Below are 12,513 nucleotides of genomic sequence, written 5' to 3' on the forward strand. Positions count from 1 at the left end.
GTCCGCCGCTCTCCGGGCAGCGGGCCGCAGTGGTCGTCAGGTGTCGTCACCGGTGGTGGCAGGCGTGGGTCGGCAGGTCGTCACCGGTCGCTGAAGGCGTGGGTCAGCAGGTCGCGCAGTTCGGCGGCGGCCGCGTCCAGCGGTGCGGTGGTCTGCTCGGCACGGCACATGATCACGGCGCCTTCGAGGGCGGCGATGACGAAGGCGGCCAGCCGGGTGCTGCGCGGCTGCGGGAGACCGTGCCGGCAGAAGTGCGCGGCCAGTGCCTGCTGCCAGCGGGCGAAGACGGCGGCGGCCGAGCGGGCCAGCTGGGGTGCCTCGTCGTTGGTCTCCGCGGCCACGGCCACGACCGGGCAGCCGACGCGGTAGCCGCTCTCCGTCAGCCGCTCCCGCCACAGTGCGACGAAGGAGTCGACCGCCGCCACGGGGTCGTCGGCCTCCATGGCCGCGTCGATCCGCCTCGCCATGCGGTCGCCGGACCGGTTCACCGCCTCCTCGACCAGCTGTGCACGGCCGCCGGGGAAGTGGTGGTAGACGGAGCCCCGGGGAGCGCCGGTGCGTGCGAGGACCCGGTCGATGCTGGTGGCTCCGGCTCCGTACTCGCGCAGCAGGTCGGCGGCGCCACGCAGCATCCGTTCCCGGCTGTCGCTCCTGCGCGGACTCATGCGACCACCGCCCTTCGTTCCCGTGGAGACACATCACGTCCCTACGCAAGAGTAACTTATGGTGTGTGCCATAGAACATGCAAGAGTGGAGACGAGGAGCACCCGGCCCGGTTCGGGGCCGGCACCCCGGCCGGGGTAGGCTTGATCTTGAGCGAGGCACCCAGTTCCGGGTGGCACGCGACGCGTTGGTGGTCCAAGGAAAGACGCCCCGCTTCCTGCGGGGAAATGCAGGTGCAAGGCCTGCCCGGCGCTCCGCGCGAAGAGCCCCGTCCCTGACGAATCAGGGACGGGGCTCTTCGCGCGTGCGGCCCGCGCCGGCGGCCCGGCGCACTCTGACGGCCGAACATCCGGACGGCGCCCGGTACCGGGGCAAACCACCTGGTCAGAGCGTTCGCCTTGGCATGGTCGCCGCGCGGCACGGGGGGTGACCGGTTGCGGGGCCGCACCCCGCTTTCCACGGTGGGCGAAAGACAGCAGTTCTCGAAAGGAACCCCATGCGCGCCCTAGCCTCCCGCGGCCTCCTCGTCTCCCCCCTGGTCTGTGCCGCCCTGGTTCTCGGCCCGGCGGCCGCCTCCGCTGCCGCCGCCGACGCCGGCCGAGAAGCGACGGAACCCGGTGTCGCGCAGACGGCTCCGCGGCCCGGCACCGACCTCGCCACGCTCCTCGACCGGATCGACGCGATCGACTCGACCAAGTACGACCGTGCCCTGACACCCCTGCTGGACGCGCTGCCCGGTCTCGCCGCGACGGAGGGCACGCCCATCGCCCCGGCGCAGGCCGCCGCCTATGCGAAGGCGCTGCAGGAGTGGAGCAACACGGTCCAGGAGCGGCTGCGGCGCCTGGACGCGGGCGCCACCGACCGCGCGCACCGGGCCGCCGACCCCGTCTCGGACCTGGTGAACGCGATCCAGGCCGCTGTCGACAGCCTGCTCGGCTCGCTGACCTCGCTCGACCTCGGCGGGGTGCTGGGCGCCGTCACCGGGCTGCTGGCCCCCATTCTCGACGCGGTCACCGGCCTGCTCGGCGCCGTACCCGCGCTGCCGTCGCTGCCCTCGACGGGCAGCCTCGTCTCCACGACGACCGTCGCGCCGTGAGGACCTGACACGGCGTCGGTGCGGCCTCCGCCGCCGGGCCGCCCCGAGATCCGGGCGGCCCGGCGGCGCGCCCGCTCCCTCCCGAGACCGTCAGTGCCCGTTCCAGCCGGGGACGGTCGGCAGGACCTGCTCCGCGACCCGGACCAGGGCGGTGTCGTCCGGGGGTACGTCGTCCTGCCGCCAGAGCGCGACCTCGAACGTGCCCCCGCCGTCGTCCCTGCCGTGCTTGGAGACCAGGAGGCACCGCGCGGTGCCGCCGGGGCCCGTGCTCGCCTTGCCGCCACCGAGGTTGAATCCGATGGAGATGGTCGGGCTGGAGTAGAGGACGGCGGGGTGCCCGAGGACGGTCGTCCTGCGGGCGTCGCCCATCAGGTCGCCCGCCGTGGAGACGGTCATGTGGTCGTACGACGCCGTCAGCTTCACGGAGTACGTCTCCAGGGTCACCGTCGCCTCGGGTTCGGCGATCTTCGTGCCCCCGGCGAGCGTGAGCCACTCCCCGCTGCCGTCGGCGGTCTCGGCGTGCTCGTGCGAGGTCCCCAACAGGGCGGGCAGGTCCGGGCGGTTGAGCGCCCTGCACAACCGGCCACCGGAGACATAGCGGGCCGGCAGGTGGTCGTCCGGCTTCGAGCAGGCGGCCGGCTCGCTCGCCGTGTCCTTCGGGTGGACGAACTCCTTCTGCGCCCACAGAGCGCCCACCACGACGGCGAACAACGCCACTGCCGCGAGGGCCTGAAGCCCCGGTCTGCCGTCCTTTTCGGGCTCGGCGAAGCCCTCGGTCATGTCCCCCACCCCCGCTGTGCGTCCCCTGTGCGCGGTGGAGCCTAACTGATGTTCACGGGGAAGGCACGCGCCGCACATGCCTCTCGGTGGCAGGGGATTCCTCCGGGAGTGTTTGATGGCGGGAGCACGCTGCAAGCCGGAGGAAGCAGGGGGGACGCGGTGACCGACGGACGGGTCGTCGAGGCGGGCGGGAGCGCGCTGGTGGTGCGTCGCAGGCCGCGGGAGCAGACCCGTGCCGCGGTGCTCGTCCTGCACGGCGGGCAGGAGAACGGACTCCGCCCGGCGCGCTCCTGGCAGCCGGCCGCGCTGCGCATGCGCCCGTTCGTCAGTGCCGCCGCCTCGGTCTCCTCGCCCCGTGACGTGCTGATCGGTCAGGTGCGTTACCGCTATCAGGGCTGGAACGACGCCGCCGACCCGCTCCAGGACACGCTGCGTGCGCTCGACGAGCTGCGTGGTCTGGCCGGCGACGCGTCCGTGGTGCTGGTCGGCCACTCCATGGGCGGCCGGGCGGCGCTGCGCGCGGCGGCCGATCCCGCGGTGCGCGGGGTGCTCGCGCTGGCCCCCTGGTGCCCGTCCGGCGACCCGGTCGACGATCTCACCGGGACGAGGATCGTCGTCCTGCACGGGGACCGTGACCGGACCACAGCTCCCTCGGACTCGGCCGCGTACGTACGGCAGGCCCGCGGCGCCGGTGCGCAGGCGGGGATGGTGCTGCTCAGAGGCGGCGAGCACGCGATGCTCCGCCGCAGCCGTGACTGGCACCGCGCCTCGGCGGCCGCCATCAGGCGGTTGCTGCGCCCCGAACGCGACCTCGACGGATGGACGGCCGAGGCCTGCGCGGCGGACGGGCCGCTTCTGCGCTGATCCGCGCCCTGGTAGGGTGCCTCGCCCCCTTGGGACATCCACCCGCACGGGACATCCACCCAGAGGACTGCCGATGCCGATCGCACGACCGTTCCGGATTGTCACGTACCTGACAGTCACGCTCCTGGTTCTCGCCCTCTCCGGCACCGCCCCGGCCGCTGCCGGACCGCAGTCCGCGCAGTCCGCACAGTCCGCCGCGCAGGCACCGGCCACCGGCACCTGGCAGCCCCCGCTGTCCACCCGGGGCCGCTACATCGTCGACGCCGCCGGCAATCGCTTCCGCCTCAAGGCCGCCAACTGGGACGGCGCACAGGGCTCCTGGACGGGCAGCGGCAGCAGCGCCGATCCCGCGAACCACCACGCCGGCCAGGACTCCTACGGCATCCCCCTCGGCCTGGACCGCGCGCCCCTGTCCCAGCTCGTCTCGGACTTCCAGGCACTCGGCATCAACAGCATCCGGCTGCCGTTCTCGAACGAGATGATCCACACGACGACCCCGGTGCCGGACGCCGCGGTCACCGCCAATCCGCAGCTGCGCGGCAGGACCCCGCTGAAGGTCTACGACGCCGTCGTGACCGCCCTCACCGGGGCGGGCTTCGCCGTCATCCTCAACAACCACACCAACACCTCCCGTTGGTGCTGCGGAGTCGACGGCAACGAGCGCTGGAACAGCAGCCAGTCGACCCAGCAGTGGGCCGACGACTGGGTCTTCATGGCCCGCCGTTACGCCGCGAACTCCCGTGTCGTGGGCGCCGATCTCTACAACGAGGTACGCCGGGACGTGCTCGACGACCCCAACTGGGGCCTGGGCGACGGCCACGACTGGTACGCGGCCGCCCAGCTCGCCGGCGACCGCATCCTCACCGAGGCGAACCCGAACCTACTCATCGTCGTCGAAGGCATCAACTGGACCGGCCTGCCGGTCGACGGACTCCCCCACGGCCGCCCCATGCTCACCCCCGTCCGCACCCTCTCCCACACCCTCGTCGACGCCCACAAGCTGGTCTACTCGGCCCACTTCTACGGCTACACCGGCCCCCGTCACAGCGGCGCCACCGGCATCGGCGAGACCAGCGACCCCCGCTACCAGGACCTGACCCGCGACGAGCTGTACCAGGCCCTCGCCGACGAGGCCTTCTTCGTCACCACCCAGGGGAAGCACTACACGGCGCCGGTCTGGATCAGCGAGTTCGGCATCGGTGCGAACGAGACGGGCACGGCCGCCCGCACCTGGTTCGGCAACATCACCGACTACTTCGCCGACCAGGACGCCGACTTCGCCTACTGGCCGCTGGTCGGCTGGGCGGGCCACGACGACTGGGCGCTGCTGAGCTACGACAGCTCCGGGCACCGGTCCGGCATCCTGGACGGAGGCGACTGGCGGGTCACCGCCTGGAACCACCTCATGAGCTCCGCCGGCCGCACCGGGTACGTCGAGCCGGGGACGACCTGGCGCATGCTGTCCACGGACCACGGCGACCAGGTGGAGTCCCTGCGCGTTCGGGCGGGCGGCGACTGGGACTCTGGCGCCTACAAGGCGGTCTGCCCGGACGGGCTGCGGCTGATCGGTCTCGCGCACTCCGGCGGCCGCGGTCTGTGCACCGACGCGACCGCCGGCGACCTGCGCGCCACGGGCAGCGCCCAGACGGTGGTCACGGACGAACGGTACCTCCCGGCGGGCGGCGACTGGGCGTCCGGCTACACCAAACTGCAGTGCCCGGCGGGACAGTTCGTCATCGGCTACAGCCGCCGCGGGGAGCGGGTGTCAGCGGTGCTGTGCGCACCCGCGTCCGCCGCGCTGGGCGCGAGCGGCCGGACCGTGTGGTTCGACCGCTCCGACAACCGGCCCGCCGACGGAGCGGGCGACGACTTCGCGTACGGCGCCTACAAGGGCCAGTGTGCCGCAGGCGAGTTCATCGCGGGCGTCGCCTTCACCACCCGGGTGGGCAGCGCCCAGGGGCCGGCCGCCGTGCTGTGCGTCCCGCTGCCGTCCTGAAAGAAGGTCCTGTTCCGGCGAGGTTGTCCGGTGGCGCTTCGAAGGACGCACGGGTCCGCGACTGCTGGGGCGAGAGCGGTCAACGCAGCCGAAGCGCCGCCGGTTGGCACCGCCCGTCGTGTCCGTGCCCGCGTGCGCGGCGGTCATGGGGCAAGCAACAGCCGTCCGACGACGGCAAGGCTGCCGGCCGCCGCTGCGGGCACGGCCAGGACGGCTCGCCTCCCGCTTGCCGGGCGGTCAGTCGGCGCAGACGGCCGGTGGTCTTCGGGCGGCGATGGTCTTGCGGAGGCGGTCCTGCGCGTCGGTGGGGGCGTCGGCGGTCACCAGTGCCTGCGCCACCGCGCCCGCGACCGGGGCCACGTCGAGGACCCGGGGGCGGGCCAGCGGGGCCTCGTCGGCCAGGCGGGCGCCGATGTGGTCCCGGAGCAGCAGCTGGTCGTTCTGGAGGGTGCCGCCGCCCAGGACCACCGGGGTCGGGGTGCGCAGCAGTCGCAGGCGGCGGAGCAGCGCGGTGACCATGGCGACGATCTCGTCGCCGAGGCGTTCCACGATGCCCCGTGCCACGGCGTCGCCGCTCTCGGCGGTCGCGAAGACCACGGGCGCCAGGCCGTGCAGGGCTGTCACCGGGAGCTCACCGGCGCTCACGGCCAGCGCGACGGCCTCCACGCTGTCCAGGCCGAAGCGTGCCGGCAGCTCCTTGCGGAGCCGGGTGGCCGGCCCGCGTCCGTCGCCCGCGCGCACCGCCGCGCCCAGGCCGGCCCGGGCCACCGCGAGCCCGCCGCCCCAGTCTCCGGTGATGTCGCCGAGGGACAGGAACCGGGCCGTGCGGCCGTCAGGGTGGACGGCGGCCGCGTTGATGCCTGCGCCGGACACCACCGCCACTCCCCAGCCGTCCGGCGCGCCGGCCCGCAGGACGGCGAGGGTGTCGTTGCGGACCAGGACCTGATCCGCCACGCCCAGCGCGCTCAACTGCCCCAGCGCCAGCCGCTCCTGGGCCCGGCGGTCGACGTTCGCGAGGAAGTACGCGCCGACCTGGACCGGGGTCGTGGCCTGCAGGCCCGCCTCAGCGAGCGCGTGCCGGCCGAGGCGGGCGAGCCGTTCGGTGGTGGTTTCCATGCCCTCGGTGTGCGGGCGGGTGCCCGCACCGCGCACCCAGGACAGCAGCCGGCCCTCGGTGTCCGCGAGGACGAGGTCGGTCTTGGAGTTCCCGCCGTCGACGCCCACCACCAGCTCAGGCATCGGCGGCCTCGCTCGCGAAGAACCGGGGCAGACGGGCGCGGTTGGCCCCCAGCAGGGCGTCGAGGAGCTCGGCGGCGAGCCCCCATTCGCGGACGAGGGGGTTGGCCACCAGTGCCCTCCGGGCCACCGCACGGTCCCCGGTCAGGGCGGCCTCGATCGCCAGCGTCTCGTACGCGGTGACCGCCTGGACCAGCCCGAGCATCTCGGGCGGCAACGGCGGCACGGGCACCGGGTGCGGCCCGTCGGCGTCGACGTCGGCGGCCACTTCGACCACGGCCTGGTCGGGCAGCCCGGCCAGCAGTCCGTCGTTGCGGACGTTGACGTAGTGATGGGCGCCGTCGCCGGTGAGCAGGCTGGTGACCAGGGCGGCCGCGGCCTCGCTGTAGTAGGCCCCGCCGCGCTGCTCCAGCAGGTCGGGCTTGTGGTCCAGGCCGGGGTCGGCGTAGAGGGTGAGCAGTTCCTTCTCGATGGCGAGGACCCGCTCGGCCCGGTGGCCGCCCGCTCGCTGGGCCTGGACCTCCTGTTCCGTGCAGTAGAAGTAGTGGAGGTAGTAGGAGGGGATCGCGCCGAGGTCGCGCAGGGCCCCGGCGGGGACGCGGATCTCCGCGGCGAGCTCGTCGAGGGCGGGCCCGCCCAGCAGTTCCGGCAGGCGGTCCACGCCGTCGACGGTGACCGAGCGGATCCAGGACAGGTGGTTGAGGCCCGCGTGGCCGAGGCGCACCCGGTCGGGGTCGGTGCCGAGCCGGGCGGCCAGCTGACGCTGGAACTTGATCGCCACGTTGCACAGGCCGACCGCGCGATGACCCGCGTCGAGCAGGGCTCGGGTGACGATGCCGACCGGGTTGGTGAAGTCGACGATCCAGGCGCCGGGCAGCGCCCGGCGGCGTACCTCCTCCGCGATGTCGAGCACCACCGGCACCGTGCGCAGGGCCTTGGCGAAGCCGCCGGGGCCGGTGGTCTCCTGGCCGAGCAGGCCGAACCGGTTCGGCAGGGTCTCGTCGACCAGCCGGGCGGCCTGGCCGCCCACCCGCAGCTGGATCAGGACCGCGGCCGCTCCGTCGACCGCCTCGGTGAGGTCGGTCGTCATGGTCAGCCGGCCGGGGAAGCCCCGGCGGGCGAGGATACGGCGGGCCAGGCCGCCGATGACGGTGAGGCGTCCCGCATCGATGTCGTGCAGGACGAGTTCGTCGACCGGCAGCACGTCGGCGCGCCGGGCGAAGCCCTCGATGAGTTCGGGCGTGTAGGTACTGCCACCGCCGACAACGGTGATCTTCACTCGTACTCCTGTGGGAGATGTGGGGGCGGCTCGGCCCCGGGAGGTCGGCCCCGGAGGGCTCAGCCCTTGACGCCGGTCAGCGCGATGCCCTCGACGAAGACCTTCTGCGCCAGGAAGAACAGCACCAGGACCGGCAGCAGGAACATGAGCGAGGCCGCCATCTGCAGTTGATAGGCGTTCTGGTGCCCGTTCTTGGCGAGCTGGCTGAGGGCCACCGCGAGGGTCTGGCCGGTGTCGCTGTTGCCCGTGTACAGCAGCGGGTTGTAGAAGTCGTTCCAGGCGTAGAGGAAGGCGAACAGGCCGACCGCGGCGATCGCCGGGCGGGCCATCGGGATCAGCACCCGCCACAGGATGCGCAGTTCGCCCGCGCCGTCCACCCGGGCCGCCTCGGTGAACTCGTCCGGGATCGTGAGGAAGAACTGGCGCAGCAGGAAGATGCTGAACGCGTCGCCGAAGAACGACGGCACGATGAGCGGCTTGAGGGTACCGATCCAGCCGGCGTGCGCGTACATGACGTACAGCGGCAGGCTGGTGACCTGGGCCGGGATCATCATCGCGGCGAGGACGACCAGGAAGACCGCCTCCCGGCCGCGCCACTTCAGCCGGGCCAGCGCGTAGGCCACCGGCACCGAGGAGACGACCACGCCGATCGTGGACAGCCCGGCGTAGAGCATGGTGTTGAGCAGGTCGCGGCCGAACGGCATGGCCTTGAAGACCTCGCCGAAGTTGCCGAACTCCCAGGGCGAGGGCCACAGCGAGCCCGTGCCGGCCTGGTGCTGGGTCATGAACGCGGTGAGCACACCGATCGTCAGCGGGAGCAGGAAGCAGAGCGCGACGGCGACGGCGGGTGCGTGCTCGGCGAGCACGTGCAGCGCTCGGCGCCCGGCACGGGGCCCGGTCAGGGGAACAGTGCTCATCGGCCACCGCCCGAGTAGTGCACGAAACGGCGCGAGGCGCGGATGAAGACCACGGTCGCCGCGAAGATGACGAGGAACAGCAGCCAGGCCATGGCCGAGGCGTAGCCGGTCTTGAAGTACGCGAAGCCCTGCCGGTACAGCTCGGTCGAGTAGAACAGCAGCGAGTTGGCGGGGTAGCCGATCAGGTCGTTGCTGGACGAGGTGGCGTTCGCGGAGCTGGAGGCGACGAATGCCTCGGTGAAGTACTGGAAGGTGTAGATCATCCCGGTGAGCAGCGCGAAGAAGATCACCGGGGAGATCGCCGGGAGGGTGACGCTGCGGAACTTCTGCAGCGGGCCCGCACCGTCGAGTTCGGCGGCCTCGTACAGCTCACGGGGCACGTCCAGCATGGCGGCGGAGAAGATCACCATGACGTTGCCGCTCGCCCACAGCGCCATCAGCACGAGGCTGGGCTTGGACCAGGCGGGGTCGGAGAACCAGCCGGGGCCGTCGATGCCCACCCAGCTCAGCATCCGGTCGAGCGGGCCGACCGGGTTGAGCAGCACGATGAACGACAGGGCGGCGGCCACCACGGGCACCATCGACGGCAGGAAGAACAGCGTGCGGTACACGGCCCGGCCGCGCTTGACCCGGATGATCACCCAGGCGGTGACCATGGCCCAGGCGGTGCGCAGCGGCACCATGACGACGACCATCCACAAGGTGTTGCGCACGGCCGTCCAGAACGTGTCGGACTGGGTGAACAGGGCGCGGTAGTTGCGCAGTCCGACGAACTGCACCGGGCGGTAGGAGCCGGCCTGGAAGTCGGTGAGCGAGTAGTAGAGCGTGGCGGCCACCGGGTAGAGCACGAAGACGCAGAACCCGATGACGAACGGGGACAGGAAGGCGAGCACGACCCACCAGCGGGCCCCGCTCGCGCGCCGCCGCCCGCCCCGGGCGGCGCGCGTGCGCGCGGTGCCCGGGGCCTCGCCGACGGGGGCGAGAACGGTCGTCATCTCTACTGCCCGCTCTCGGAGTTGAGGTCGTCGATCTTCTTCCCGACCCCGGCGAGACCGCTCGCGGCGCTGCTCACCTTGCCCTGCTCGTAGTCGAGGAGGAACGCCCGCCAGGTGTCCATGTCCTCGATGCCGGCCGGGGTGAGCGTCTTGTAGGAGGAGTTCTTGTTCTCGAAGACGTCGACGAACGGCTTCCAGTGCGGGTCGTCCCGCTTGTCCCAGGCCTTGAGCGCGGCGAACGTGGTCGGGATGTTGTAGACCGTGTCCGCGAGGGTGTTCAGGAAGGTCGTGTCGGTGGTGAGCTGCTGGAGCGCGAAGAACGCCTCCTGCTTGTGCCGCGACCCGGCGGACAGATAGGCGACCGTGCCGAGGGTGCTGCCCGCGCCGTAGGTGCCCGACGAGCCGTCCAGGACCGGCATCGGCACCACGCCGTAGTCGAAGTCCTTCTTCTCCGAGGCGATCTCGCCGACGTGCCACTCGCCGTCGTACTCCATGGCCGCTGCCCCGGTCAGCAGCGGGTTGCCCGCGTCGTCGGCGTGCGGCTGGTAACGGCCCACGAACCTCTGGACGTTCGCCTCGCCGTAGTAGCCGATCAACTCCTTGTCCCAGCTCAGCAGTTGCTGCCACTTGGCATCGGAGGCGAAGGTGGTCCTGCCGTCCTTGCCGTAGAACTCGGTGCCGCTGTGCGCGCCGGTGAACAGGTAGCGGTTGACGTCGTAGTCGGAGCGGGGCACGAAGCCGTACGTCTTGATCGAGCCGTCGGCGTTCTTGACGGTCAGCTTCTTGGCGTCGGCGGTGAGTTCGGCGAGGGTGGTGGGCGGCTCGGTGATACCGGCCGCCTTGAACATCCGCTTGTTGTAGTAGAGCGCGAAGGCGTCGGTCAGCAGCGGGAGCGCGCACTGCTTGCCCTGGTAGCGGGTGTAGGCGAGGGTCGCGGCCGGGAAGGTCTTCGCCGTGTCGATCTTGGCGGAGGTGAGGTAGGGGCCGATGTCGGCGACCGTGCCGTTGTAACAGAACTTCGCCACGTTGTCGGGCGCGGAGCTGATGAAGACGTCCGGGGGATCGCCCGCGGCGACCGCTTTGGCGTAGGCGGCGTCGTCCTTGTTCGGCACGAACTTCACGGTCAGCCACGGGTACTGGGTGTGCAGCCGGTTCAGGGTCGCCTTGAACGCGGCCACCTCGTTGGGGAGGTGGTTGAAGGTCCAGACGGTGACGGTGGTGGGCTGGTGCGAGGCGCCCGCGGAGATGGCGGTGTCGGGTTCTGACGACGAGGGCCCGGTGGACGTGCAGCCGGCCAGCAGCAGCACTCCGGCGGCCGTGGCGGACACGGCCCCGGTGATAGGTTTGAACACTGATCGTCCTTCCTCGGAGACGGGATTTCCTGGGTGACGGATCGGTCGTCGGTCGACGGGCACGGCAATGCCCGGTGACCTTGAGCGGCGGCGCTGTCCGGCAAGACGGCGTCGCCGCGTCGTCTCTCAGGACAGAGCCGAGGGCTCGGCCTGGGGGACGGGGGTGGTGGCGGCGGCGAAGGCGGCCTCGCGGGCCAGCTTCGCCGACATGGTGGTCGCTCCGGTGAGCACGGCGTCCTGGCCGAGCCCGGAGGCGACGATGGGCGGCCGGAACGTACTGAAATCGGCCAGGTGGCGGGCGACGGGTTCGAGCAGCAGATCGCCGTTGGCGCCGATGGCGCCGCCCAGCACGATCAGCGCCGGGTCGATCAGGGGTACGACACAGGCCACCACGTAGGCGACGCTGCGGGCGGTGTCGTCCACGATCTCCAGCGCGCCGGGGTCGCCGGCGCGGGCCAGTTCGAAGACGGTGAGCGGGCTGCCGTCGCCCGGCAGGCCCAGCCGGCGGGCCTCGGCGCTGATGTAGCGGGCGCCCAGGTGTTCCTGCACCAGGTCGCGGCGCTGCCCCACCGGCGCGATCATGCGGTCGCTGGGCAGATAGCCGGCCTCGCCCGCGACACCCGTTGCGCCCCGCCGGACCTTGCCGTCCACCACCAGCCCGAGACCGAGCCCGACGCCGAGGCTGACCAGGACGAAGTCGTCGGTCTCGGTGCCGAGGCCATGGGTGCGCTCGGCCAAGGCAGCGAGATTGACGTCGTTCTCCAGGACCAGGGGGACAGGGATCGCCCGGCCGAGCGCCTCGCCCAGTCCGCTCCCCGCGTCGGGCAGCCCGGTGGTGTACGACAGTTGACGTCCGTCGGGGCCGACCGCGGCCGGCAGCCCGGCGACGACCTGGGTGATCTCCCCGAGCTCCCGTCCGACCTGTCCGGCCAGGTCCACACACATGTGCAGGATCTGCCCGACGAACGCCTCGGCGCCCCGCTCCCCGTGCTGCTCGGCCTCGGCGCGCGCCCGCACCCGGCCCGTGACGTCGGCGACCGCGGCACGGATCCTGCGGTGTCCGACGTCCACGCCGATCGCGAAGGCACAGTCGGCGTTCACCCCGTACTGAGCCGGTGCCGGCCCCTTGCGGCCGGTCGCCGGGCCCACCTCGGTGATGACCCCGCGCTCCAGCAGCAGGCCGACCGCGGCGGCAACCGTCGGCCGGGAGAGCGGGATCCGGCCCGCCAGGTCGGTGGTCGTGACGGGGCCTGCCTCGTCGATCGCCTCCAGGACGGCACGGCCGTTGAGCGAACGCAGCAACCCCTGCGGACCTGCTGGATAACGGCGGGTCAC

The 12,513-nt window shown here is 72.2% G+C and carries 11 protein-coding genes; 3 read left to right on the forward strand and 8 right to left on the reverse strand.

What is annotated here, in order from left to right; all coding sequences use genetic code 11:
• Nucleotides 1-80: 80 nt before the first annotated feature.
• Nucleotides 81-665 (reverse strand): TetR/AcrR family transcriptional regulator, encoded by a 585-nt coding sequence (locus ACFY6U_RS35060; protein WP_390044719.1) that lies wholly within the window; start codon nucleotides 663-665, stop codon nucleotides 81-83.
• 494 nt (nucleotides 666-1,159) lie between these two features.
• Here ACFY6U_RS35060 and ACFY6U_RS35065 point away from each other — a divergent pair, with 494 nt between their 5' ends.
• On the forward strand, nucleotides 1,160-1,759 hold the full coding sequence (locus ACFY6U_RS35065; protein ID WP_390044721.1) for a hypothetical protein: 600 nt from the start codon (nucleotides 1,160-1,162) through the stop codon (nucleotides 1,757-1,759).
• A gap of 90 nt (nucleotides 1,760-1,849) precedes the next feature.
• Here the strand turns inward: ACFY6U_RS35065 and ACFY6U_RS35070 are convergent, their stop codons facing one another.
• Nucleotides 1,850-2,539, reverse strand: coding sequence for a DUF6215 domain-containing protein (locus ACFY6U_RS35070; protein ID WP_390044723.1), 690 nt, complete (start codon nucleotides 2,537-2,539; stop codon nucleotides 1,850-1,852).
• Nucleotides 2,540-2,698: 159 nt separating this feature from the next.
• Between ACFY6U_RS35070 and ACFY6U_RS35075 the strand changes: the two genes are divergently transcribed.
• Nucleotides 2,699-3,403 carry an alpha/beta fold hydrolase gene (locus tag ACFY6U_RS35075; protein ID WP_390044724.1) on the forward strand — a complete coding sequence of 235 codons (705 nt, stop codon included), beginning with the start codon at nucleotides 2,699-2,701 and terminating at the stop codon, nucleotides 3,401-3,403.
• Nucleotides 3,404-3,476: 73 nt separating this feature from the next.
• Nucleotides 3,477-5,399 (forward strand): glycoside hydrolase family 5 protein, encoded by a 1,923-nt coding sequence (locus ACFY6U_RS35080; RefSeq protein WP_390044726.1) that lies wholly within the window; start codon nucleotides 3,477-3,479, stop codon nucleotides 5,397-5,399.
• Between the two features lie 237 nt (nucleotides 5,400-5,636).
• Here ACFY6U_RS35080 and ACFY6U_RS35085 read toward each other — a convergent pair whose 3' ends face one another.
• From ACFY6U_RS35085 to ACFY6U_RS35110, 6 genes are all read right to left on the reverse strand, one after another.
• Nucleotides 5,637-6,638: an N-acetylglucosamine kinase gene (locus tag ACFY6U_RS35085; protein ID WP_390044727.1), complete on the reverse strand. Its 1,002-nt coding sequence runs from the start codon at nucleotides 6,636-6,638 to the stop codon at nucleotides 5,637-5,639.
• On the reverse strand, nucleotides 6,631-7,914 hold the full coding sequence (locus ACFY6U_RS35090; RefSeq protein ID WP_390044729.1) for a 6-phospho-beta-glucosidase: 1,284 nt from the start codon (nucleotides 7,912-7,914) through the stop codon (nucleotides 6,631-6,633). The genes ACFY6U_RS35085 and ACFY6U_RS35090 overlap by 8 nt, the downstream gene beginning before the upstream one ends.
• 59 nt (nucleotides 7,915-7,973) lie before the next feature.
• A complete protein-coding gene (locus tag ACFY6U_RS35095) occupies nucleotides 7,974-8,831 on the reverse strand; it encodes a carbohydrate ABC transporter permease (protein WP_390044731.1) in 858 nt (285 codons plus the stop codon).
• Nucleotides 8,828-9,826, reverse strand: coding sequence for a carbohydrate ABC transporter permease (locus ACFY6U_RS35100; protein ID WP_390044733.1), 999 nt, complete (start codon nucleotides 9,824-9,826; stop codon nucleotides 8,828-8,830). Before ACFY6U_RS35100 ends, ACFY6U_RS35095 begins: the two co-directional genes overlap by 4 nt.
• 2 nt (nucleotides 9,827-9,828) lie before the next feature.
• On the reverse strand, nucleotides 9,829-11,154 hold the full coding sequence (locus ACFY6U_RS35105) for an ABC transporter substrate-binding protein (protein WP_390044735.1): 1,326 nt from the start codon (nucleotides 11,152-11,154) through the stop codon (nucleotides 9,829-9,831).
• Nucleotides 11,155-11,304: 150 nt separating this feature from the next.
• A complete protein-coding gene (locus tag ACFY6U_RS35110; RefSeq protein ID WP_390044737.1) occupies nucleotides 11,305-12,513 on the reverse strand; it encodes an ROK family transcriptional regulator in 1,209 nt (402 codons plus the stop codon).

The sequence above is a fragment of the Streptomyces sp. NPDC013157 genome (assembly GCF_042899865.1).
Classification (GTDB): domain Bacteria; phylum Actinomycetota; class Actinomycetes; order Streptomycetales; family Streptomycetaceae; genus Streptomyces.